The 23,884-nt window shown below is 53.8% G+C and carries 18 protein-coding genes; 15 read left to right on the top strand and 3 right to left on the bottom strand.

The window, feature by feature from the left end:
* Positions 1–40 precede the first annotated feature (40 nt).
* Positions 41–2,404: an endopeptidase La gene (gene lon, locus LY85_RS03275; RefSeq protein WP_141825438.1), complete on the top strand. Its 2,364-nt coding sequence runs from the start codon at positions 41–43 to the stop codon at positions 2,402–2,404.
* Between the two features lie 175 nt (positions 2,405–2,579).
* Positions 2,580–3,392, top strand: coding sequence for an alpha/beta hydrolase (locus LY85_RS03270; RefSeq protein ID WP_141825437.1), 813 nt, complete (start codon positions 2,580–2,582; stop codon positions 3,390–3,392).
* Positions 3,393–3,645: 253 nt separating this feature from the next.
* On the opposite strand, the gene nifU is transcribed toward LY85_RS03270, so the two are convergent.
* From nifU to rnhA, 3 genes are all read right to left on the bottom strand, one after another.
* The gene (gene nifU / locus LY85_RS03265; protein WP_038324724.1) at positions 3,646–4,080 is read right to left on the bottom strand and encodes a Fe-S cluster assembly scaffold protein NifU; all 435 of its coding nucleotides are present in this window, start codon (positions 4,078–4,080) and stop codon (positions 3,646–3,648) included.
* A 42-nt stretch (positions 4,081–4,122) separates the two neighbouring features.
* A complete protein-coding gene (gene nifS / locus LY85_RS03260; protein ID WP_141825436.1) occupies positions 4,123–5,325 on the bottom strand; it encodes a cysteine desulfurase NifS in 1,203 nt (400 codons plus the stop codon).
* A gap of 97 nt (positions 5,326–5,422) precedes the next feature.
* A complete protein-coding gene (gene rnhA / locus LY85_RS03255; RefSeq protein ID WP_141825435.1) occupies positions 5,423–5,860 on the bottom strand; it encodes a ribonuclease HI in 438 nt (145 codons plus the stop codon).
* 386 nt (positions 5,861–6,246) lie between these two features.
* On the opposite strand from rnhA, the gene LY85_RS03250 reads away from it, so the two are divergent.
* From LY85_RS03250 to LY85_RS03190, 13 genes are all read left to right on the top strand, one after another.
* The gene (locus tag LY85_RS03250) at positions 6,247–8,295 is read left to right on the top strand and encodes a ribonuclease J (RefSeq protein ID WP_243122469.1); all 2,049 of its coding nucleotides are present in this window, start codon (positions 6,247–6,249) and stop codon (positions 8,293–8,295) included.
* Positions 8,296–8,321: 26 nt separating this feature from the next.
* Positions 8,322–10,289 (top strand): DHH family phosphoesterase, encoded by a 1,968-nt coding sequence (locus LY85_RS03245; protein WP_141825434.1) that lies wholly within the window; start codon positions 8,322–8,324, stop codon positions 10,287–10,289.
* Positions 10,290–10,319: 30 nt separating this feature from the next.
* On the top strand, positions 10,320–10,769 hold the full coding sequence (gene rplI / locus LY85_RS03240; RefSeq protein WP_038324720.1) for a 50S ribosomal protein L9: 450 nt from the start codon (positions 10,320–10,322) through the stop codon (positions 10,767–10,769).
* A gap of 43 nt (positions 10,770–10,812) precedes the next feature.
* Entirely contained in the window at positions 10,813–12,180 is a 1,368-nt protein-coding gene (gene dnaB, locus LY85_RS03235) for a replicative DNA helicase (RefSeq protein ID WP_141825433.1), read from the top strand.
* Positions 12,170–13,552 carry a tRNA lysidine(34) synthetase TilS gene (gene tilS / locus LY85_RS03230; protein ID WP_141825432.1) on the top strand — a complete coding sequence of 461 codons (1,383 nt, stop codon included), beginning with the start codon at positions 12,170–12,172 and terminating at the stop codon, positions 13,550–13,552. The genes dnaB and tilS overlap by 11 nt, the downstream gene beginning before the upstream one ends.
* On the top strand, positions 13,549–14,124 hold the full coding sequence (hpt, locus tag LY85_RS03225) for a hypoxanthine phosphoribosyltransferase (RefSeq protein ID WP_042081954.1): 576 nt from the start codon (positions 13,549–13,551) through the stop codon (positions 14,122–14,124). Before tilS ends, hpt begins: the two co-directional genes overlap by 4 nt.
* 7 nt (positions 14,125–14,131) lie before the next feature.
* Positions 14,132–16,030: an ATP-dependent zinc metalloprotease FtsH gene (ftsH, locus tag LY85_RS03220; protein WP_141825431.1), complete on the top strand. Its 1,899-nt coding sequence runs from the start codon at positions 14,132–14,134 to the stop codon at positions 16,028–16,030.
* Between the two features lie 156 nt (positions 16,031–16,186).
* The gene (locus LY85_RS03215) at positions 16,187–18,166 is read left to right on the top strand and encodes a toprim domain-containing protein (protein ID WP_141825430.1); all 1,980 of its coding nucleotides are present in this window, start codon (positions 16,187–16,189) and stop codon (positions 18,164–18,166) included.
* A gap of 49 nt (positions 18,167–18,215) precedes the next feature.
* The gene (locus LY85_RS03210) at positions 18,216–20,444 is read left to right on the top strand and encodes a DNA topoisomerase (ATP-hydrolyzing) subunit A (protein WP_141825429.1); all 2,229 of its coding nucleotides are present in this window, start codon (positions 18,216–18,218) and stop codon (positions 20,442–20,444) included.
* Positions 20,445–20,663: 219 nt separating this feature from the next.
* Positions 20,664–20,912 (top strand): preprotein translocase subunit SecG, encoded by a 249-nt coding sequence (gene secG / locus LY85_RS03205; protein ID WP_141825428.1) that lies wholly within the window; start codon positions 20,664–20,666, stop codon positions 20,910–20,912.
* Between the two features lie 95 nt (positions 20,913–21,007).
* Positions 21,008–23,155, top strand: a complete 2,148-nt coding sequence (rnr, locus tag LY85_RS03200; protein WP_243122468.1) for a ribonuclease R — start codon at positions 21,008–21,010, stop codon at positions 23,153–23,155.
* A 122-nt stretch (positions 23,156–23,277) separates the two neighbouring features.
* Positions 23,278–23,550: a DUF2508 family protein gene (locus LY85_RS03195; RefSeq protein ID WP_141825426.1), complete on the top strand. Its 273-nt coding sequence runs from the start codon at positions 23,278–23,280 to the stop codon at positions 23,548–23,550.
* Between the two features lie 2 nt (positions 23,551–23,552).
* The gene (locus tag LY85_RS03190) at positions 23,553–23,816 is read left to right on the top strand and encodes a pro-sigmaK processing inhibitor BofA family protein (protein WP_038324712.1); all 264 of its coding nucleotides are present in this window, start codon (positions 23,553–23,555) and stop codon (positions 23,814–23,816) included.
* Positions 23,817–23,884 lie beyond the last annotated feature (68 nt).

Raw genomic sequence — 23,884 nt, 5'->3', positions numbered from 1 at the left:
ATAAACGAACATTCATTTATAAAAAGAAAGGATACTGTTTATGTTGATAATACCAATTGAAGATCTCGTTTTACTGCCCGGTATGGTTTATCCGCTGGCATTCAGCCGGTTAAGCGAAGAGGAACTGTCCGTTCTGCAAAATAAAGATCAGGAAATCGCAGCGTTGCCGTTAAAGCGTCGGGTGGACAGAAAGGAACTGGAGACGGAGGATTTCTATAAAATAGGGATTGCGCTGCAGGTACTGGATATCGTGTCCGGCGAAAAGGGCCATCTTGTTAAGGTAAAGGCAATGAGCCGTGTGGAAGTCTCCGATCTTGTGATTCGGGAAGACGTCATCACAGGCAATACCATTGATATTCCGGAGGTCATTGACCTTAATGAAAACAGCCAGAAAGAAATGGCGAGTTATATTCAGAACATCGCTCACCAGATCGGAGCGAATTTCAAGAATTCCGGCGGCGTTATGAAGGCCATCGATGAAATCAGGGACTTGAATGTGCTGATTGGATACATATGCCAGTTCCTGCCGTTTTCCAGACAGGAAAAGTATACCCTGATGGAAACTTCTTCCCTGAAAGACCGCGGCTTGACGTTTATCGATTATTTCCTCCATTACAAAGAGGAAATTAAGCTTCAGATTGAGATGACGGAGCGCTTCTCCGAAAAGGCAAACAAAAATTACCGCGAGGCGGTCCTGAGGGAGCAGCTTCAGGCCATTCAGGAGGAGCTGAACGAAGGAAAGCCGGAATCCGCTAAAAAGGGGAAGGACTACAGAACCCGCATTGAAGACGCGCATATGCCGGAAGAAATACGGCTGGCCGCGCTGGAAGAGCTGAGCAAGCTGGAAAGCCAGAACCCCGCGAGCGCAGATTACAACGTCCTTCAGAACTATCTTGATCTGCTGGTAGAGCTGCCGTGGGAGACGAAGGAAGAAAAGCCCGTGGATATCCGGGAAGCCCGCCGCATTCTGGACGAACAGCACTACGGCCTTGAAAAGGTGAAGGACCGCATCATTCAGCAGTTAGCGGTGCTGCATCTGAAAAAGGATAAGCAGGGTTCCATCCTGCTTCTGGTCGGGCCTCCCGGCACCGGGAAAACCAGTCTGGGACGGAGCATTGCTGAAGCGCTGGGCAGAAAATATGTCCGGTTGAGCCTCGGCGGAATCCGCGACGAAGCTGAAATCCGCGGACATCGCAGAACCTATATCGGCGCAATGCCGGGACGGATTATCCAGAGCATGAAGAAAGCCGGCACAATGAACCCGGTTATGGTGCTGGATGAAGTCGACAAGCTGATGACAGGCTATAACGGAGACCCGGCAAGCGCATTGCTGGAGGTTCTCGACCCGGAGCAGAACAATACCTTTACGGATCATTACCTTGACCTTCCCTACAACCTGTCCAACGTCTTCTTCATCGCGACGGCAAACTCGCTGGAGACCATCCCCGGACCCCTGCTGGACCGTATGGAGGTTATTCAGCTTTCCAGCTACACCTCAAGTGAGAAATTCCATATCGGTAAGAACCATCTCGTTCGTGAAGCGCTGGAAGAGCACGGCCTGACCGAAGAAGACGTGCAGATCAGCGACGAAGCCCTTCGGAAGATCATAGCCGATTACACCATGGAGGCCGGCGTCAGAGGGCTGAAGAAAAGGCTGGATTCCATTGCGAGAAAAGCGGCGGAGAAAATCGTTCTTGGGGATGTCGAAAAGCCCTATGCCGTTTCCGCGGACGATCTGGAGGAGATTCTGGGCAGCAAAATGTCGAGACACGACGTTGCGCAGGAAATGAATCCTCCCGGAGTGGTCACCGGTCTGGCATGGACGCCGGTGGGCGGGGAAATCCTGTTCATTGAAGCGACCGAAATGCCCGGCAACGACCAGATCATTCTGACCGGCCAGCTGGGGGACGTTATGAAGGAGTCCGCGAGAATCTCGCTCAGCCTGCTGAAATCCCGTCTGCCGGTCAATGCGATTAAGTTCAAGGAAAAGGATATCCATATCCATGTGCCGTCCGGCGCCGTGCCGAAGGATGGACCTTCGGCGGGTATTACGCTCTTCACGGCTCTTGCCTCCCTGATTACCGGCATAAAAGTCGATTCCAGACTGGCTATGACGGGTGAAATCACTTTGAGGGGCACGGTGCTTCCGATTGGCGGGCTGAAAGAAAAGCTTCTGGCCGCGGAACGCGCCGGAATCAGAAAAGCGTTGATTCCCAAGGACAATGTGGCGGATTTGAAGGATATTCCCGACGAAGTCAAGGAAAAAATTCAGATCGTCGCGGTAGAAACCATAGAGGACGTCCTGCGGGAAGCGCTGGACATTGCTCTGCCAAAGCCGGAATACGTGATGCCGGACCCCCGGTTCTTCACCAGGCTCAAGGAGCAGCGCAGCGAAATCCACTGATACAGCATACGACATTACATGATATAGACTGACCGGTTAATCGACAGATGCGCTTTTAACCGCGCAGGCAATAGGAGCCCCCGGCTTTTTACAGGCCGGGGGTTCTTTTGGGTTGACTGCAAACATAAATATTCCTGTAGGCAATCGGGATCAGTATGGGATTGAAGGTGATTGTGTGGGGTATTACGTATCGGTAGAACAGAACGTCAATATTTACGTTGAAGATTTAAACCCGACCGGGAATAAAACCATTCTGTTTGTTCACGGCTGGCCCGGAAATCATAATCTGTTCGAATACCAGTTGAACCAGCTTCCCAAGCTGGGGTATCGCTGCGTGGCTATTGACTGCCGGGGCTTCGGGATGTCCGACAAGCCCTGGAGTGGGTACGACTATAACCGGCTGGCCGACGACGTGCGCGCCGTGATCGATGCTTTCCAGCTGAAAGATATTACGCTGGGAGGGCATTCCACGGGCGGAGCGATCTGTATCCGCTATATGGCAAGGCACAGCGGGCACGGCGTGTCGAAGCTGGCTCTTTTTGCCGCGGCCGCGCCCAGCCTCATTCAGCGGCCGTATTTTCCGAATGGGCTGAAGGAGCAGGCCGTGCTGGATATCATTCAGGGTACTTACACGGACCGTCCTAAGATGCTGCGGGATTTCGGGAATATGATTTTCTTCCACCGCGTCAGCATTCCGCTGTCCGACTGGATTTTCCAGCTGGGGCTGCAGGCCGCGAGCTGGTCGACCGCTGCCGTCGCAAACACGTGGATCAAAGAGGTTTTGTTCGACGATATGTCGAAAATCAATGTTCCGACCCTGATTTTACACGGCCTGAACGACCGGGTCTGCCTGTACCCGCTGGCCGTCGCGCAGAACCAGGGGATCCGGAATTCAAAGCTGGTTCCTTTTAACCAGTGCGGTCATTTCCTTTTCTACGACCAGATGGAGCAGTTTAATAAAGAATTGATCGCCTTTACAAAGGATTAATCGAGCATTTACGGTATTCAATACACGATAGCAATTCCATTTCAGTTTGCGAGACAAAACACGTTCCTCCCCGCCGAAGGCGGGGAGGAACGCAACCTTGTCGCAGAATTAACTGGAAATGCTGTAAGGATTGATCTTTTCCGAAATTGATGAGCAAAGAGCCGGAAAGAACGCTGGTTAGACGTTCTTTCCGGCTCTTTGTGTAATTTTATTTTCGGCATTCTGTAATAAACTCTTTTTGCAGGGCAGCTTCCTAGTGCAGGTCGCAGGCGCAGGACTCACATTCCGGAATCTCACCGACCAGCGGGCCGGGGTCGATCCCTTTCTTTTTGTAATAGTCCGAAACAGCGGCTTTAATTGCCTGCTCGGCCAGCACGGAACAGTGCACCTTGACCGGCGGAAGGCCGTCCAGCGCTTCCATGACCGCTTTGTTTGTCAGCTTTAAGGCATCCTCGATCTTTTTTCCCTTAATCAGCTCGGTCGCCATCGAGCTGGTCGCAATCGCGGCGCCGCATCCGAAGGTCTTGAACTTTACGTCCGAAATGACGTCGCCGTCAACCTTGATATACATCCTCATAATATCCCCGCATTTGGGGTTACCGACCTCGCCGACGCCGCTTGCGTCCGGAATTTCACCGACGTTGCGCGGATTCGCAAAATGGTCCATCACTTTTTCGCTGTATGCCATATTCATTACCTCTCTTAGTAATTATAAATAGGAACCTGTTCCTTAAAAAATGTTCTGAGAATAGGACTTCTGTCCGGAGACGATTTCTTCCCAAAGCGGGGACATGGAACGGAGATACTCAATGATTTTCGGAAGCACCTCCAGAATATAATCGGCGTCTTCCTCCGTGTTCTGTTCGCTGAAGGTGATTCTCAGGGAACCGTGGGCAATCTCATGGGGAAGGCCGATCGCCAGCAGCACGTGGCTTGGGTCGAGGGAGCCGGAGGTGCAGGCCGAACCGGAGGAGGCACAGATTCCGTTCAGGTCAAGCCTTAACAGAAGCGATTCGCCTTCAATGCCCTCAAAGCACATGTTGATATTGCCCGGCAGACGTTTTACCCGGTCGCCGTTGATGTGGGAGCGGTCGATTTTCAGCAGCTCGTCGATCAGCCTGTCCCGCATCTTTGTGAGGCGTTCGGCACGCTCGTCGATGTTTGCGCAGGCTTCTTTCAGCGCAACGCTCAAGCCCACGATTCCGGCGACGTTTTCCGTCCCGGCTCTGCGGCCGCGTTCCTGTGCGCCGCCGTCGATCAGGTTCGGCATTTTGATGCCGTTGCGGATATACAGCGCGCCGACGCCCTTCGGCGCGTGGAATTTATGGCCGGAAAGAGACAACAGGTCGATATTCTGCTTCTTAACGTCGATGTGGAGGTTGCCCACGGCCTGTACCGCGTCGGTGTGAAAAATCACGCCGTGCTTTTTGCAGATGGCCCCGATCTCGGTGATCGGCTGGATGGTGCCGATTTCGTTGTTCGCGTACATAATGGAAACAATCGCGGTATCGTCACGGATGGCCGCTTCCAGCTCTTCCGGCCTGACAAGGCCGTCGCTGTGAACGTCCAGATAGGTGACCTCAAAACCCTCTTTCTCAAGCGCTTCGCAGGAGTGGAGGATCGCGTGATGCTCAAACTTGGAAGTGATAATATGTTTTTTCCCTTTTTTCGCCTGCTCGTGGGCAACGCCCTTCAGCGCCCAGTTGTCGCCTTCGCTGCCGCCGGACGTGAAAAAGATTTCATTCGGCAATGCGCCCAGGCACTGGGCAACGGTTTCCCGCGCCTGCTCAAGCGGCTTTTTGGCCGTCCGTCCCACAGAATATAAACTGGAGGGATTTCCATAATATTGGGTATAGAAAGGCTCCATTGCTTCCAGGACGGATTTGGAAACGGGAGTCGTCGCGGCGTTGTCCGCGTAAACAAAACGTGCCATCTTATCACCTTTACTTAATATATTATTGAATTGATAGGAATATGTCCTGCACATAATATACACCAAATTGGTATATGTTTCAATAGTCTAACGATGATTATTTGAATTTTTCTGCCCCGGCTACGGCAAGCCGGTCGCAGCGTTCGTTTTCCGGATGGCCGGCATGTCCCTTAATCCACTGGACGGTGACCCGGTGCTTTTCAAGAAGCGCCAGCAGCGTTTCCCACAGGTCCGAATTGAGAGCGGGCTTTTTGTCGGCCTTGCGCCAGCCGTTTTTCTTCCAGCTTTTTGCCCAGCCTTTGCTGATCGCGTCGCAGACGTACTTGGAATCGCTGCACAGGATCACTTCGCAGGGTTCCTTTAACAGGCGAAGCGCCTCAATCACCCCGGTCAGCTCCATCCGGTTGTTGGTCGTGTAGGCCGCGCCGCCGCTGATTTCCTTTTCGACACCGTTGTACCGGAGCACGGCTCCCCAGCCGCCCGGGCCCGGATTTCCGCTGCAGGCGCCGTCGGTATAGATTTCAACCTGTTTCATTTGAACCATCCTTTAGTATAACCGAATATTTTTTCCATTATATCATATCGACTTTATACAAACAATGTCAACTTTGGTTTAGGATGTTCTTTTTTGGCCATAATATAAATTATCTGCACGAAGACGCAATCGCTTGACAGTCATAACGAATCAAGGTACAATAATAACGATATTTGTGTCCGGATTTATTTTTTAATATTGCATTATATTTAGACATTAAATATATTTGAAACCGCATTTTCTGCGGTTGACTCTGCTGTCTTTTGCAGCTGCCCGCGCAGTGCGAAGGAAGCAAAAAATCGAACAGGGAAAAACCATGCCCGCTCAGGCACCGTTTGCCGGCGGACTTATTTGGTTGCACCCTAATTAACAATGGAGGTTATTTCGTGTCAGAAAAAAATCAAACAAATTCCGCGGAGCAAAAGGAGAGCGCAGAGCAGCGCACCGGCGCTTCGGGCGAGGGCCGCTCTTCTCTTTATCAAAAGGTGGTACCGCCGCAAAAACCGGCACGCAGGCCGGAACCGGCGGCGAAGAAGAGACCGCAGAAGCCTGCCGATCAGGTCATCGGCGGGGAGGCCGTTTCGTTAAAAGAACCTGCCGCCCAGTCTGCCGCTCAGCCCGCAAAGCCCAGGCGGAGACGCCAGCCGCAGAAGCAGGCCCAGCAGAGCCCGTCAAAGGCCCCGCAGGTACTGGCGCAGCTTACCAAGCAGAAATCGGCGCAGCAAAAAAAGACAAGCCAGCGCCAGCAGGGGAAACGCGGCAGGCAGGGCCCGCAAAAGCCGTCGATCAAAGCATATTTTCTCGGCGGATTAAACGAGATCGGAAAGAATTTTACACTGTTTGAATGTGAAGACGATATGATGATCGTAGACTGCGGCATGGCTTTCCCGGACGGGGATATGCTCGGTGTCGACCTGGTTTTGCCTGATTTCACTTTTGTGGAACGCAATGCCGATAAAATCCGCGGGATCGTGCTGACCCACGGCCACGAAGACCATATCGGCGCGATGCCCTATCTGCTGAAAAAGGTAAATCTGCCCGTTTACGGCACTCCGCTGACCCTCGGCCTTGTCGAAGGCAAGCTCAAGGAGCACGGGCTGTCCAATAAGGCAAAGCTGAACGTCGTCCATCCGGGCGGCCAGATCAAGCTCGGCTGCATGACCGTCGAACTGATCCATGTCAACCACTCCATACCGGATTCGGTCGCGCTGGCGATCCATTCTCCGGCGGGCACGATCGTCCACACCGGAGACTTTAAAATCGACTGTACGCCCGCACAGGGGGACATGATCGACCTTGGCCGTTTGGCCCAGCTTGGACAGGAGGGCGTTCTGGCTCTGTTCGCGGATTCCACAAACGCCGAAAGACCCGGCTATACCATGTCGGAGAGCAAGGTGAACGATTCCTTTGAGCGTCTGTTCAAACAGGCGGAAAACAATCGGATCATCATTGCCACCTTCGCTTCCAATATCAGCCGCGTACAGCAGATCATCAACTGCGCGGTCAAGTACGGGCGCAAGGTTGCCCTTTCCGGCCGCAGCATGCTCAACGTGATGGGCATCGGCGTGGAGATGGGGTATCTGGAGGTTCCGGATGGGGTGCTGATCGACCTTGACCTGATCAACCGATATCCGAAGGATAAAATCGTTCTGGTTACCACGGGCAGCCAGGGCGAGCCGATGAGCGCGCTGACCCGCATGGCTTTTGCCGACCACCGCAAGGTGGAGGTGGGCCCCGGGGACTTTATCATCATTTCCGCGCGGCCGATTCCCGGCAACGAGAAGACGGTCGGCACGGTGATCGACGAACTGATGAAGCGCGGCTGCCAGGTGGTCTATGAATCCATGTACGAGGTGCATGTTTCCGGCCACGCCTGCCAGGAAGAGCTGAAACTGATGCAGGCGATCACCAAACCGAAATTTTTCATTCCCGTTCACGGCGAGCAGAAGCACCTGCGTAAGCACGCGGGTCTGGCCTACGCCATGGGCAAGAGTGCCGCAGATGTGTTTATCGGCGATATCGGCGACGTTCTGGAACTGAATCAGAATTATATGAAAAAGCTTTCCTCCGTTCCGGCCGGCAGGGTGCTGGTGGACGGCCTTGGCGTCGGGGACGTGGGCAGTATCGTGCTGCGCGACCGCAAGCATCTGGCCGAAGACGGCCTGATCGTGGTGGTCTGCACCATTTCTCAGGGCGACGGGCATATTGTTTCCGGGCCGGACGTTGTTTCCCGCGGATTTGTCTATGTGCGCGAATCCGAACCGCTGATTGACGAGGCGAGGGTACTGGTCAATTCCGTACTCGAGAACTGCCTTGAAAATAAGATTCACGACTGGGGTACGCTCAAGACCAAAATCAAGGATGAGCTTTCCCGCATGCTTTATGACCGTACGAAACGCAGTCCGATGATCCTTCCGATTATTATGGAAGTTTAGGCTGAAACGCCAAAGGGGTAATCATTTTGAAGAGAAAAGTATGGGTGTCTTCGCCGGTATTCTTTGTCATCACAGCGGTTATGCTCATTATGGCCAGCGTCAGCTATTTTTACAGCCATATTCTGTTTGCCGTCGAAATGACATTTGCCATCGGCTCCGTCATTGCCGTCATCCTTTCCACGGAACGTTTCAAGGCGCACGTAGCCACCGCGGTGAAAAGCGCTCAGAAAATTCTGTCCGGGGAGGAATACCGCGCGCTGCAGGAATTCACGATGCCGGTTGCGGTGATTGGCGAAGAAGGGGACATCATCTGGGTCAATAACGCCTTTGCGGAAAAAGTCAGCGTCAAGCGCGAAAGCCGCGGGGAAAATATTTTAAAATTCATTTACCCGAAAACGATTCGCCAGATCATCGCCGAAAGCGGAACGGATATTACCGTAGAGAACAGACATTACACCGTCTTTGCCACAAAAACGGAATACGGCAGTGTGGCCTATTTTGTGGACGACACTTATTATAAGGAAATCAACCGTGAATATATCGAACGGCGCCCGGTTGTCGCGCTGGCAAGCTTCGACAACCGGGAGGAGCTCGCCCGCGATTCCAGCGGCAGCGAGGATTCCCGCATCGCGTCGGAGGTGGAGGGCGCGCTGATTACCTGGGCGCAGAGCATGGGCGGCTTTCTCAAGCGGCTGAGCGGCGGGCGCTATCTGATTCTGACCGACGAAGCCCACACCCGGGACGCCATGGAAAAACGGTTTCAGATTCTTGACACCATCCGCGGAATCAAAGCGGGGGAAAGGCGCAGCGCTACGGTTTCCATCGGTGTGGGGCGCGGCGCGGAATCCCTGTCGGAGTGTGAGGAGTGGGCGCGCAAGGCGCTCGACATGGCGCTTGGCCGCGGCGGAGATCAGGTGGCCGTCAAACAAAAGGACGATACATACGAGTTCTTCGGCGGCCTTTCCAAAGGGGTGGAAAAACGCGACAAGGTGCGTACCCGTGTCATTGCCGCAACTCTTTCCGATCATATTAAAAACAGCGACAATGTTCTGGTTATGGGGCATAAGTTTTCCGATCTGGACAGCGTAGGCGCGGCTGTGGGCATGTGGAGCGCGGTGACGAAGGCGCTGAAAAAGCCCGCTTTTGTGGTGATCAACCGTTCGCAGAGCCTTGCGTCCCCGCTCATTACGTCCATGGAAGCCTCGGGCGCGGGCAACGGAAAAGTCTTTATTTCTCCCATGGAAGCATTGTCCATGGCGACGCCGAAATCGCTGCTGATCGTTGTGGATACTCACTCCCCGGAATTCGTGGAAAGCGCGGAGCTTTTAAACGCGGTTTCCCGTGTGGTCATTATCGACCACCACCGCATGATGGTCAAGCATATAGAAAACGCACTCGTTTTCTATCACGAGCCTTACGCAAGCTCCGCTTCCGAAATGGTGGCCGAGCTTGTCCAGTATATCGGTGAAACCGCTCTTACGCAGACCGAGGCCGAGGCGTTGCTTTCGGGCATTATGCTCGACACCAAGAATTTCGTGCTAAAAACCGGTGTCCGCACCTTTGAGGCGGCGGCCTATCTTCGCCGGCGCGGCGCGGATACGGTGGAAGTAAAACGCATGTTTTCCGACACGATCGACACCTATAAGGCAAAGTATCAGATCGTTTCCGGCGCGGAGATTTTCGGCGACTGCGCAATCGCTTCCGCCGACCACGAATTTCCGGATATCCGCATCACCTCGGCGCAGGCGGCGGACGAGCTTCTGTCCATTCAGGGCGTGAACGCCTCATTCGTGCTGTTCCCGACCGGAAATAATGTGGTGAATGTTTCCGCCCGCTCGCTGGGCGAAATCAACGTACAGCTGATTATGGAGGCTCTGGGCGGCGGCGGCCACCTGACGATGGCGGGCGCGCAGCTCACCGGCGTTACGGTCCGGCAGGCACGCGAAAAGCTGATTGCCGTTTTACAGGACACCATGGCAAAGGCAATGCAATAAATCAATTTCAGATAATGGAGGTAATCATCAATGAAGGTAGTTCTGCTTGAAGACCTGAAAGGCACCGGAAAAAAAGGGGATCTGGTCAATGTCAGCGACGGCTACGCCCGCAACTTTCTGTTTCCCCGCAAGCTGGCGAAAGAGGCGAATGCCCAGGCGATGAACGAACTGAAAAACGCCGCGGAAGCGAAGGCCTTTAAAATTCAGTCCGAAATAGACGCCGCGAAACAGACCGCGGAGAAAATCAATGAAAAGAGCGTAAAGCTTTACGCAAAAGCGGGGCAGGGCGGTAAAATTTTCGGTTCCGTCACCGCGAAGGAAATTGCGGAAGAGCTTAAAAAGGCCTATAAAGTCGATATTGACAAGCGTAAGATTGCTCTGGACGCCGACATTAAAGCGTTCGGTACCTATGAATGTGAAATTAAGCTTTACAACGGGATTACCGCAAAGGTTTTTGCTGTCGTCGGCGAAAAGGAGTAATGATCCGTTAAGAATGAGATAGAGCCGGAGAGGGGGAAAGAAGATGGATGAGATGGTAACGGGCGGCTACAGCGCGCTGAATCTGCCGTTCAGTCCCGAAGCGGAGCAGTCCGTTCTGGGCGCCATCCTTCTGGATTCCTCCTGCCTGGACCGTGTCGCGGAGATCCTTCCGCGCCCGGAATATTTTTATCAGACAAACAACGGCCTGATTTATTCCACCATGCTGGAGATGTTTACCGTCGCCCAGCCGGTGGATTTCGTCACTCTTCTGGAACGGCTGAAGGGCGCGCCGGGCTTTGACGAGGCAAGCGGAAAGACCTATCTGCTTCAGCTTGCGCAGCTCGTTCCCTCCATTTCCAATGTGGAATCCTATGCCCGCATCGTGCGGGACAAATACGATGTGCGCACCCTTATCACCACGTCTCGCGATATCATCGAGGAAGCTTCCTCCGGCGCGGCCGACGCGGCCACTCTGCTCGATTCCGCGGAGCAGCGCATCTTTGACATCCGGCGCGGCAAAAATATGCAGGGGCTGCAGCGTCTGGACGAAATCATCGTGCAGACCTTCGACCGGCTCGACCTGCTGAATTCCCCGGACGCCGATCTGTATAAAGGCGTGCCGACCGGCATTAAGGAGCTGGACGAAACCATCACCGGCCTGAACCGCACCGACTTCATTCTGCTTGGCGCGCGTCCCGGCATGGGAAAGACCAGCTTCGCGCTGAATATCGCGCGGCACGCGGCGGTAAAGGCGAACAAGCGGGTTGCGTTCTTCTCGCTGGAAATGAGTAAGGAACAGCTGGCGTCGCGCCTGCTGTCCACCGAGGCTCTGGTCGGGGGCACCAAGCTGCGCACCGGGAAATTAAGCGAGGATGAATGGATCCGCATTATTGAAGCGGGCGACGTCCTTTCCAAGACCCAGTTTTATATCGACGACAATCCGTCCATTACGGTGGGCGAAATGAAGGCCAAAATCAGACGGCTCAGAGAGGTTGATCTGGTGGTGGTCGACTACCTGCAGCTGATGACCGCCTCCGGTAAAACCGACAACCGTGTTCAGGAAATTTCGGCGATTACCCGGAATATGAAGATCATGGCGAAGGAGCTGAACGTGCCGGTGCTGATGCTTTCACAGCTGGCCCGTGACAGCGAAAAGCGCACCAATCACCGCCCGGTTCTGTCCGACCTGCGTGATTCCGGTTCCATTGAGCAGGACGCGGATATCGTTCTGTTCCTGTACCGCGAGGACTACTATCAGGATGCGGAAACGCCGAATGAAAACGCCGACCGGAACAGCGGGGAATGCATTGTCGCCAAAAACCGTCACGGTGAAACAAAGACGGTCCCTCTGCACTGGCAGGGTGAGTTCATGCGCTTTACGGCGCAGGAGGTTGTCCGCAGTGAACAGTGACATTTTAAATATTGAAAATAAGATTCAAGGAGTAATCGTCAGGTGGAACATGCTGCCCCCGGGCTGCACCGTTGTGGTCGGCCTTTCCGGCGGCGCGGATTCCCTGACGCTTGCTCATTTTCTTTTAAAATATGGGAAACCCCGTCATATTCGTCTGATCGCGGCGCATATTAACCATGGGCTGCGCGGAGAGGAAGCCGACGGCGACGAACGCTTTGTTTCCCGGTGGTGCGGGGAAAATGGGGTCGAGCTGAAGCTTCTGCACGCCGATGTGCGCGCTCTGGCCGCGGAGAAATCCGAAGGCCTTGAGGAGTGCGGGCGCAACGTGCGCTACGGATTTTTCAAAGAGCTTGCCGGGGAAAACGGGAAAATCGCCACGGCCCACACGTTGTCCGACAGCACTGAAACCGTTTTGATGAACCTGACAAAGGGCGCGGGGACGCGCGGCCTGCGCGGGATCCCGCCGGTGCGGGGGAATATCGTCCGCCCGCTGATCGGCATTACGCGCGCCGAGGTGGAAGCCTACTGTGCGCATTACGGCCTGCATTATGTGACGGACAGCACGAATTTTGAAGCGGAGTATGAGCGCAACAAAATCAGGCTCGGCGTCATCCCCGTTCTGCGCGAAATCAATCCCGCCTTTGAGTCGGCGGTTTTCGGAATGACCGGCCGCCTGAGCGAGGACGACGAATATCTGAACAAGCTTGCGCACGAACGGCTGGAAGCGGCCGCCTGCCCCGGCGGATACCGTCTGGAAACGCTGCGTGAGCTGCCCGGTCCACTGCTTTCGCGGGCAATCGCCATGGGTGTGGAAAGGGTGCGCAGGGTAAGGCTGGAAAGCCGCCATATTGAGGCCGTCGCCGGAATTGTGCGTGAAGGAACCGGCTCCGCGACCGTTGCCGGAAGAATACAATGTATCGCACAGGGCAATACTCTTTCTATTGCCGCCGGAAGCGACTCGGCTTCTTTTGGGGAGTGGAGCGTACCTTTTATCGCCCCAAAAACCCTTTTGCCGGACGGAAGAACGCTTACGGTCGTAAAACTGACCGAAAAAGAATTAGAAAAATGCCACAAATTTAATAAATTGTTATTTAATAATCTAATTAACTATGATACAATATCTAGTACTACCTCCGTTAGGAACAGACGGAACGGCGATACTTTCCGTCCTGCCGGACGCGGTGTCACAAAGAGCCTCAAAAAGCTTTTCAACGAAGGGGCAGTCGCGCCGTCTCAGCGCGGTAAAATTGCAATACTTGAAAGCGGCGGGGAAATTATCTGGATAGAGGGTTTTGGTGTTTCACAGCGAGCCTGTGTCACCGGGGACACTCACAATATAGCGGAAATAATAATTAAGGAGTTCGAAACATGAGAAATGATATTCAGTCCGTACTGTTCAGCGAGGAGAGGCTTGCTGACATCGTACAGACAATGGGCAAACGGATCAGCGAGGACTACAGGGATAAAAATCTTTTGATGGTCAGTGTACTGAAAGGCTCCGTGGTTTTTATGGCCGATCTGATGCGTGCAATCACCATTCCCTGCAGCATTGATTTTATGTCCGTTTCCAGCTATGGCTCCGGAACAAAGACTTCCGGTGTGGTGAAAATCGTTAAGGACCTGGACATTAACTTGGAAGGTTACGATCTTTTGGTCGTTGAAGATATTCTTGACAGCGGGCTGACCTTAAGCTACATACTCGAGTTGCTTCAATCCCGCTCCCCGAAGAGCATTAAGGTTTGCACTCTGTTTGATAAACCGGACAGACGGACCGCCCACATAAAAGCTGATTACGCCGGAACGGTTGTTCCGGATGAATTCATAGTCGGCTACGGCCTTGACTTTGATGAAAAATACAGGAACCTTCCGTTTGTGGGAATTCTAAAACCGGAGGTTTACGAGGAAGCTGACCGAAAGGCGTCAGGCGACTCAAGTAAGGAGTGAACTTCATTTGGATAACAAAAAAACACTTAAAAATATCGGCCTGTTTATTGGTGTGCCTATTTTGCTGTTTATCCTGATTGCCATGATTTACGGCAACAGGCCGCAAAAGACCTACAATTATTCCGATATCCTGCATTACTTCCAGAACCAGCAGGTTCCGGAGTTTTCCATGGACATGGGCAGCGGCGAAATGATCATCAAGCTGAAGGATAAGACGCAGATATCCTACGTGGCCCCGAATGCTCAGCTGCTGTACGACGATATCCGCGATGATATCAAACAGTACGACGAGGATCATCCGAACGCCCTGATGGTCTATAACCTGAAGCATCCGGCGGAAACCTCGTGGATCGCCAGCATGCTTCCCATGCTCGTCACCCTCGGCATCATGGTCCTGTTCTGGTGGTTTATGATGAAGCGCCTGAACACCAGCATGGGCGACGCGGGCAAGCAGATGAATTTCGGCAAGGCCAAGATCAAGCAGATGGCGGACGAAAAGCGCAAGACGACCTTTGCCGACGTGGCGGGTGCCGACGAGGAAAAGGAAGAGCTGCGCGAGATTGTCGAATTCCTGAAGAATCCGAAAAAATACAACGAGCTTGGCGCCCGTATCCCGAAAGGCGTGCTGCTCGTGGGTCCTCCGGGTACCGGTAAAACCTTGCTGGCGCGCGCTGTGGCCGGAGAAGCCGGCGTGCCGTTCTTCTCCATTTCCGGCTCCGACTTCGTTGAAATGTTCGTCGGTGTAGGCGCCTCCCGTGTGCGCGACCTGTTTGAACAGGCGAAAAAGAATTCTCCCTGCATCATCTTCATCGATGAAATCGATGCGGTCGGCCGTCAGCGCGGCGCCGGTCTCGGCGGCGGGCACGACGAGCGGGAGCAGACCCTGAACCAGTTGCTGGTGGAAATGGACGGCTTCGGCGCGAACGAGGGCGTTATCATGATTGCCGCCACCAACCGTCCCGACATCCTAGACCCCGCTCTGATGCGTCCGGGCCGTTTTGACCGTCAGGTCATGGTCGGCTATCCGGATATCAAGGGCCGCGAGGAAATTCTGAAGGTCCACGCGCGCGGCAAGCCGATTGCGCCGGACGTCAATCTGAAAACAATTGCGAAATCCACCGCCGGTTTCACCGGTGCGGATCTCGAAAACCTTTTGAACGAAGCGGCGCTTCTGGCCGCAAGGAAGAGCCTGAAAGCCATTACCATGGAGGAAATCGAGGAGGCCACCATCAAGGTGGTGGTCGGTACCGAGAAAAAGAGCCATGTGATGACGGAAAAGGAAAAGACCCTCACCGCGTATCACGAAGGCGGCCATGCGGTTTCCACCTATTTCTGCCCCACACAGGACCCCGTTCACCAGATTTCCATCATCCCGCGCGGTATGGCGGGCGGCTATACCATGCATCTTCCGACCGAGGACCGTTCCTACAAATCCCGCAAGGAGATGCAGGAGGATCTGGTGGTGCTGCTGGGCGGGCGCGTTGCGGAAGCGCTTACGCTTGACGACATTTCCACGGGCGCTTCCAATGACATTGAGCGCGCCACAAAGCTTGCGCGCAGCATGGTCACAAAATATGGCATGACAGATGCTCTTGGCCCGATCACCTACGGGCAGGATCAGGGCGAGCCGTTCCTTGGCCGCGACATGGGCCACATCCGGAACTATTCCGAAGAGACGGCGTCCATGATCGACAAGGAAGTCAAAACCCTGATGACGACCGCTTACAACCGAACGGAAAGCATTTTGAGAGAACACATGGATAAGCTGCACGAAGTAGCAAAATTCCTTTACCAGAACGAAAAAATGTCCGGCGAACAGTTCAAAGAAATGATGGAAGAGAAGGGACCCGAACCTCCGGAGGAGTTTTCCGACGGGGGCCAGCTATCCGGCGCTACAGCAGAATAAAAAATTCAGGGGGGAATGTTGCCACATTTCCCCTTTTGCTGTCTGGAATATTTGTGTATAATAAGAATTGGTACGATTGTGCGGAAAGCGCAAATTGCCGTGTTCTGCGGAAGGAACTTCAAAAACAGTGAATAGATTTAGGAGCGATATGTTGGTATGACTAAGAAAACGGAATATGGAAACGAGAGTATTTCCTCGCTGAAAGGCGCGGACCGTGTGCGCCGGCGCCCTGCTGTCATCTTTGGATCGGACGGCATAGAGGGCTGCGAGCATTCCATCTTTGAAATACTGTCCAATTCCATCGATGAGGCGCGCGAAGGCTACGGAAAGCAGATCACCATCACGCGTTTCAGCGACAACTCGGTCCAGGTAGAGGACCACGGCCGCGGCTGCCCGGTCGATTATAATCAGAAGGAGCAGCGCTTTAACTGGGAGCTTGCGTTCTGCGAGCTTTACGCCGGCGGAAAATACAACAATGATTCGGACGAGAGCTACGAGTATTCCCTCGGCCTGAACGGCCTTGGGCTTTGTTCCACGCAGTACGCTTCGGAATATATGGATGTGGAGGTCCGCCGCGACGGGTTCCGTTATACCCTGCATTTTGAGCACGGGGAAAATATCGGCGGACTGAAAAAAGAAGCGTACAATAAAAAGGATACCGGTTCCATCATCCGGTGGAAGCCGGACCTTCAGGTATTCACCGACATCAGCGTGCCGGTGGAGTATTATCTGGACGTGCTTCGCCGTCAGGCGATCGTTAACGACGGCATCAGCTTTTTGTTCCGCAACCAGACCGGTTCCGGTTTTGAAGAGACCCAAATGCTGTATCAGCAGGGAATCGTGGACCACGTCAAGGAAATAGCGGGGGAGGACGCGCTTACTCCTGTCCAATTCTGGCAGGCGGAGCGCAAGGTGCGCGACCGCGCGGACAAGCCCATGTACAAGACGAAAATCAATGTGGCGGTGGCGTTTTCCAACCGTAATAAGCTGATTGAATATTACCACAATTCCAGCTGGCTGGAGCATGGCGGCGCGCCGGACAAGGCGGTGCGCAACGCGTTTGTCTATCAGATCGACGCTTATTTGAAGCAGACGGGAAAGTACAACAAAAACGAAAGCAAAATCACTTTTGCCGACGTCGAGGATTGCCTTGTACTGATTATTTCTTCGTTCTCCAACCGGACTTCCTATGAAAATCAGACCAAAAAGGCCATTACCAATAAAGGCATCCAGGAAGCGATGACGGAGATGCTCCGCCATCAGCTCGAGGTGTATTTTATCGAAAATCCCGTCGATGCGGATAAAATCTCCGCTCAGGTGCTCATCAACAAGCGCAGCCGCGAGGACGCGGAGAAAACCCGCCTGAATATCAAGAAAAAGCTCACCAGCAATATGGACATTACGAACCGCGTCGCCAAGTTCGTGGATTGCCGCACCCGCGACGTGAACGAGCGGGAAATCTTTATTGTGGAAGGAGATTCCGCCCTCGGCGCGTGCAAACAGGCGCGCGACCCGAACTTTCAGGCCATTATGCCGATCCGCGGCAAAATCCTGAACTGCCTGAAAGCCGACTATGACAAGATTTTCAAGAACGATATTATCACCGACCTGATCAAGGTGCTGGGCTGCGGCGTCGAGGTAAAGTCGAAGGCAAACAAGGATTTGTCCTCTTTCGACCTGTCCCTTCTTCGCTGGAATAAAATTATCCTCTGCACCGATGCCGACGTGGACGGCTTTCAGATCCGGACCCTGCTTCTGACCATGCTGTACCGCCTGACCCCTACGCTGATCGAAGAGGGGAAAGTCTTTATCGCCGAATCCCCGCTTTTTGAGATCGCGGCGAAGGACAATACTTATTTTGCCTATACCGAACGGGAAAAGGATGAAGTGCTGAAAAAGCTGAGCGGAAAAAAGTTTACGATTCAGCGGTCCAAGGGATTGGGCGAAAATGAGCCGGACATGATGAACCTGACCACGATGAACCCGGCGACACGCCGCCTGATCAAGGTGATGCCCACGGACGCGGCCGGGACCAGCGCGATGTTTGATCTTCTGCTCGGCGACAATCTGAGCGGCCGGAAGGATTATATTGCGGAAAACGGATACAGCTATATTGATTCAGCGGATGTCAGCTAGCTGAAAAATGAATACGGATAAATTTTAATGAATGTGGGTGTAAACCAGAATGCCAAAAAAGAGAACGGAGCAGTCGGCGCCGCCGCGCGGGCACGGCGTTATTGAGGGCGCGGGCGCGGTTGTGGAACAGCAGATCACCGATACGCTTGAAAAAAATTATATGCCTTACGCCATGAGCGTGATTATGTCCCGGGCGATCCCCGAAATCGACGGCTTCAAGCCGTCCCACCGCAAGCTTTTATATACCATGTACAAAATGGGGCTTCTCGGCTCCTCGCGCACCAAAAGCGCAAACATCGTGGGCCAGACCATGAAGCTGAATCCCCACGGCGACGCCGCCATTTACGACACCATGGTGCGTCTGAGCCGCGGCTACGAGGCGCTTCTGCATCCCTATGTGGATTCCAAGGGCAACTTCGGAAAGTTCTATTCCCGCGACATGGCCTGGGCGGCTTCCCGTTATACGGAAGCGCGTCTGGACGACATCTGTCAGGAGCTTTTCCGGGATATCGATAAGGATACCGTCGATTTTGTAGACAATTACGATAATACTTTAAAGGAGCCGACCCTGCTGCCGGCTACGTTCCCATCCGTGCTGGTCAACGCGAACACGGGCATCGCGGTCGGAATGGCAAGCTCCATCTGCCCCTTCAACCTGGGCGAGGTGTGCCAGACCGCCGCCGCTCTGATGCGTGACCCGGAGCACGACGTTGCCACCACCTTGCTGGCGCCTGATTTCCCGGGCGGCGGCCAGCTGGTTTACGACCGGGCCGCAATGGAAGAAATCTACCGCACCGGGCGCGGCGGCGTGCGCATCCGCTCGCGCTATGCCTACGATAAGAGCGCGAACTGCGTTGACGTTACCCAGATACCTCCCACCACCACGGTGGAGGCCATTGTCGAGAAGGTCGTCGATCTGGTCAAGCAGGGAAAGCTCAAGGATATTTCCGATATCCGCGATGAGACGGGACTGGACGGCTTAAAGATCACCATCGACCTGAAGCGCGGCGTGGAGCCGGACAAGCTCATGCAGCGCCTATTTAAGATGACTCCGCTGGAAGACAGCTTTTCCTGTAATTTCAACGTTTTGGTCGGGGGCATTCCGCGTGTGCTGGGCGTCCGGGAGCTGCTGGAAGAATGGACCGCGTTCCGCGTCGAATGCGTCCGCCGCCGCACCTTCTACGATCTTGCGAAAAAGAAGGACAAGTTGCATCTGCTCAAGGGCCTTCAGGCCATTTTGCTCGATATCGACAAGGCGGTCGCCATTGTCCGCCGCACGGAGGAAGAGAGCGAGGTCGTGCCGAACCTGATGATCGGCTTCGGCATCGACGAGACGCAGGCGGAATTCGTCGCGGAAATCAAGCTGCGCCACCTGAACCGCGAGTATATTCTGAAGCGCACCGAGGAAATCGGCCAGCTGGAAAAAGAGATTGCCGAGCTGCAGTCCGTGCTGGACAGCAAATCCAAGGTAAAAAGCATCATTATTTCGGAGCTGGACGCCGTGGCGAAAAAATACGGCCAGCCCCGCAAAACCATGATGATTTATCAGAACGAGATCGAAGAGTATTCGGCGGAGGAGGAAGTGGCGGATTACCCGGTGAACCTGTTTTTTACGCGGGACGGCTACTTTAAGAAAATCACCCCGCTTTCCCTGCGTATGAGCGGGGAGCAGAAGCTCAAGGAGGACGACGAGGTCGTACAGCACATCGAGGACAGCAACACCGCCGACCTGCTGTTTTTCACCGACCGTTGTCAGGTCTATAAAGCAAAGGCCAACGATTTTGGCGACACCAAGGCGAGCGTTCTTGGAGAGTACATCCCGGCGAAGCTGGGGATGGACGAGGGCGAGAACGTGCTCTATATGGCGGTTACCCACGATTATGACGGCTATATGCTTTTCTTTTTTGAAAACGGTAAAGCCGCAAAGGTCGACATGTCCGCCTATGCCACAAAAACAAACCGCCGCAAGCTTTTAAATGCCTACTGCGACAAATCCCCGGCCGTGCGGATTGCGTATGTAAAAGAGGACTGTGACTTTATGCTGACGTCGCTTCAGGGCCGGATCCTTCTGGTCCATACCGGCGCGGTTCCCAGCAAGTCCACGCGCAGCACGCAGGGCGTCGCCGCCATGACACTCCGTAAGGGCAGCAGGCTGCTTCGCGCGGAGCCGTACAGCGAGGGAATGCTGGTCAACCCGAACCGATACCGCAAAAACATTCCGGCTTCCGGGTCTCTTCCCACTGCGGAGGAAACTGCAGGGGAGCAGCTAAAGCTATGAAACAATAAAAAACGCCGCTGAAAAGCCAATAGCAGTCCAGCGGCGGGTCAGGTCAAAGCGGCAAACGCAGACGCTTTGATGAGTCCGTAGTTAGATTGCCCTTTTGCCTTTTCCATATGCATAAAACTTGAGAATGCACATAAAATATGCTTGCAAAAACGCACTTTTTATGTTAGTATAATTTAAGTTGTTTTATGCGAGAATATTCGGAGGTGCGCTATGTCAGTTGTCGAGGTTGTTTTCGGGATTATATTATTAATATTTTCAGTTGCTATAACGATTGTCGTTCTTCTTCAGGAAGGCCATCAGCAGGAACTCGGGGCGATTACAGGCGGTGCCGATACTTTTCTTTCAAAGAATAAGGCCCGTTCGGTAGATGCGTTTCTTGCCCGGTGGACAAAAGTGATTGCAATTGGATTCTTTGTACTGGTGATCGGTATCAACGCGTACATGTACTTTTTGAAGTAACTTGAATGCTAAAGCCCCGCTTGTGTAAAGCGGGGCTTTTCTTATCGGCACATCTCCCCGTTTTACGCAGGCTGTATAAAAATGGGAATTATAAAATGAATGATAAATTCGGAGGAACCATGTTAGAGGAAATCAAGAAGAAAATTATAAAATACCTGCAGGCTTATCCGCAGAGCATCACTTCCCGCGGACTGATCAAAAAGCTTGGGGTGAAGGATAACAAAAACTTTTACCGCGCTTTAAACCAGCTGAGGGACGAGGGCGCCGTGGAAGTCAATAAAAAACACCGCGTCCGTCTGCCGGAAGAAAGGAAAACCGTCAAGGCGACCATTGTGTCCCTTTCCAAAGGCTTTGCTTTCGCGCGCCCGTCGGACGGCGGAGAGGATCTGTTTATTCATGCCGACAACCTGAAAAAGGCCTTTATCGGCGACACGGTTCTCCTGAAGCATGTGAAGCAGAGCGCCAAGGGGCTGAGCGCCCATGTGGACGAAATTTCGGAAAAAAGCAGCCGGATCATTACCGGTACGCTCAGCCGGGGCCAGGGACTGTGCGAAATTGTCCCGGACGGCGCGATCCGCTACCATATCCCGGTGGAAAAAAGCTCCGCAAAGAACGTGAGGGACGGGGACAAAATCCAGGCGGAAATATTCCGTGCGCCCCGCACCTCCCTGCTTTCCGCGCGGATCGTGAAGGTCTATGGGAAGTCGAGCAGCGCGAAAATCTGCGCGGACGCCATTATTGACCAAAATGGAATCCGGACCGTATTCCCGGACGAAGTCCTGACCGAAGCGAGAAAGATCGCCGCGGGTACGGTTACGGAACAGGATCTGAAAGGCAGGCTTGACCTGCGCGACACCAGCATCTGTACCATTGACGGTGCGGATGCGAAGGATCTGGACGACGCTATTTCCGTCAGCCGGACAAAAACGGGCTACAAGCTCGGCGTCCATATCGCGGATGTCAGCCATTATGTAAAAGAGGGCAGTGCCATTGATGCGGAAGCGCTGGAGAGGGGGACCTCCGTCTATTTCGCCGACCGCGTCATCCCTATGCTCCCCAAGGAGCTTTCCAATGGGGTCTGCTCGCTGAACGCCGGGGAGGACAAGCTGACCTTTTCCGCCATCATCCAGCTGGACGGACAGGGAGAAATCCTTTCCTATCAGTTCCGGAAAAGTGTCATCTGTTCCAAGGTTCGCGGCGTTTATTCGGAAGTGAACCAGCTGTTTGACAAAACATCCGACGCCGATCTGCGGAAAAAATACGCTCCGGTCATCCGTTCTCTCAACGCGGCAAAGGAGCTTGCCGATCTTTTAAAGGCGCGTTCCATTCAGAACGGAACAGTGGATCTGGACAGCACGGAATCCAAATTCACGCTGAACGGGGAAGGGGTCTGCGTCAATGTGGAGCCCCGGCAGACGGGCGTTTCCGAGCAGATGATCGAGCAGCTGATGATTACGGCCAATCAGGCCGCCGCCAAGCTGGCCAAAGCGAATGCCATCCCGTTTGTCTACCGCGTGCACGAACAGCCCAGCCCGGAGCGTGTGGAGAATCTGGCGCAGCTTGTGGGAGCGCTCGGACTGAACGCGCGCAGCCTGAAGCACGAGGGGGACGTTACCACCGCCGACTTTGCCGATATCATGCATCAGGCGGAGGGCACGCCCGCGCAGAAGGTCATTTCCCATCAGCTTCTGCGGACGATGGCAAAGGCGCGCTACGATACGAATCCGATCGGGCATTTCGGCCTTGCGCTTGCGGACTACTGCCACTTTACCTCTCCCATCCGCCGCTATCCGGATACGGCAATTCACCGCATCCTTTCCGTTATGCTGGAAACGAAGGACAAGGGAGAGCTGAACAGAAGGTTCCTGACGTTTGCGAACGCCGCCGCCTCCGCTTCCTCTTCCGCGGAAGTCCGCGCCATGCAGGCCGAGCGCAGTGCGGAGGACTGTTATATGGCGGAATATATGACGCAGCATATCGGCGAATGCTATACCGGGATCATCAGCGGGGTGACCCAGCGCGGCGTTTTTGTGGAGCTGCCGAATTCCGTCGAGGGCTTTGTGCCGGTCGACAGCTTTGAAGGGGCGCGTTTCCGCTTCGACGGTGTCATCACGCAGGTTGACGAGAATACCGGCCGCAAGCTGACCATTGGGCAAGAGCTTGCCGTCCGGGCGGTCGCCGCGGATGTGACCAGCGGTAGAATCGACTTTATTCCGGATACTTCCGTAAACGTGGAACCTTAATTGCGTTTATTTCCATAAAAAGTCCCTCTTCATTGGCAAAATATTGAAGCATTGGTATAAATTTTGGCATATTTGACCATCATACTAACATAAATATAAAACCGAAAGGCGGAGCTGTTAGTATGGAATCTGTTTTAAAACTGGTGCAGCGCACGGATTGCGCAGCTGTTCAGGAAAATGATGATAAAAAACAAATTCTGGAAGAAATCAAGGAAGTCTGTCGTCTGATCGCCTGCAACGACTGCTGGTTTGAACTGGAATGTGACGAAAATTTGATAGACGCCTGTATTTATCAGCGCGAAGAGCTCCATTCCCGTTACAAATATCTGCTGAACCTGGCAAAACAGCGGGGAATCAGCTGTACTCCTTTCAAATGCAAGGAAATGGGGGTGTGATTTTGCCCAATCTGATTCTTACGCTTTCCCTGTGCGGGGTATTTGCGCTTCTCGTGGTGATTCAGGTGATCGTCAAGGCAAAAAAGCCCGTGCAGCGTGCGGCGGGCGGTGTCATCATGGGCCTTTGCGCGCTTGCCGCGGTGAATCTGACCGGATTTTTTACCGGGGTCAGTCTGCCGCTCAGTCCGCTCACCATAGGGATTTCCGGCGCCGCCGGTATTCCGGGGGTGACCCTGCTGCTGCTTTTGAATCTGATTATAAAATGAGACAGAGAAAGGGAGTTCTCACTTGCGTGAAAGCTCCCTTTCTCTGTCAGGCGGGTTTTGCCCGTCTT

It is taken from the genome of Clostridium sp. KNHs216, assembly GCF_006714885.1.
Taxonomy (GTDB): Bacteria; Bacillota; Clostridia; order Oscillospirales; family Acutalibacteraceae; genus Caproiciproducens.
This window is presented reverse-complemented; position numbering and strand designations above follow the sequence as displayed.

What these genes read in the sequence shown, in the direction of transcription:
- nifS (WP_141825436.1), bottom strand. Translation starts at nt 5,325, where the DNA reads ATGGCACGTTTTGTTTACGCGGACAACGCCGCGACGACTCCCGTTTCC.
- LY85_RS03215 (WP_141825430.1), top strand. Translation starts at nt 16,187, where the DNA reads ATGACTAAGAAAACGGAATATGGAAACGAGAGTATTTCCTCGCTGAAA.
- nifU (WP_038324724.1), bottom strand. Translation starts at nt 4,080, where the DNA reads ATGGCATACAGCGAAAAAGTGATGGACCATTTTGCGAATCCGCGCAAC.
- rnr (WP_243122468.1), top strand. Translation starts at nt 21,008, where the DNA reads ATGAATGATAAATTCGGAGGAACCATGTTAGAGGAAATCAAGAAGAAA.
- LY85_RS03210 (WP_141825429.1), top strand. Translation starts at nt 18,216, where the DNA reads ATGCCAAAAAAGAGAACGGAGCAGTCGGCGCCGCCGCGCGGGCACGGC.
- rplI (WP_038324720.1), top strand. Translation starts at nt 10,320, where the DNA reads ATGAAGGTAGTTCTGCTTGAAGACCTGAAAGGCACCGGAAAAAAAGGG.
- hpt (WP_042081954.1), top strand. Translation starts at nt 13,549, where the DNA reads ATGAGAAATGATATTCAGTCCGTACTGTTCAGCGAGGAGAGGCTTGCT.
- lon (WP_141825438.1), top strand. Translation starts at nt 41, where the DNA reads ATGTTGATAATACCAATTGAAGATCTCGTTTTACTGCCCGGTATGGTT.
- dnaB (WP_141825433.1), top strand. Translation starts at nt 10,813, where the DNA reads ATGGATGAGATGGTAACGGGCGGCTACAGCGCGCTGAATCTGCCGTTC.
- rnhA (WP_141825435.1), bottom strand. Translation starts at nt 5,860, where the DNA reads ATGAAACAGGTTGAAATCTATACCGACGGCGCCTGCAGCGGAAATCCG.
- secG (WP_141825428.1), top strand. Translation starts at nt 20,664, where the DNA reads ATGTCAGTTGTCGAGGTTGTTTTCGGGATTATATTATTAATATTTTCA.
- LY85_RS03195 (WP_141825426.1), top strand. Translation starts at nt 23,278, where the DNA reads ATGGAATCTGTTTTAAAACTGGTGCAGCGCACGGATTGCGCAGCTGTT.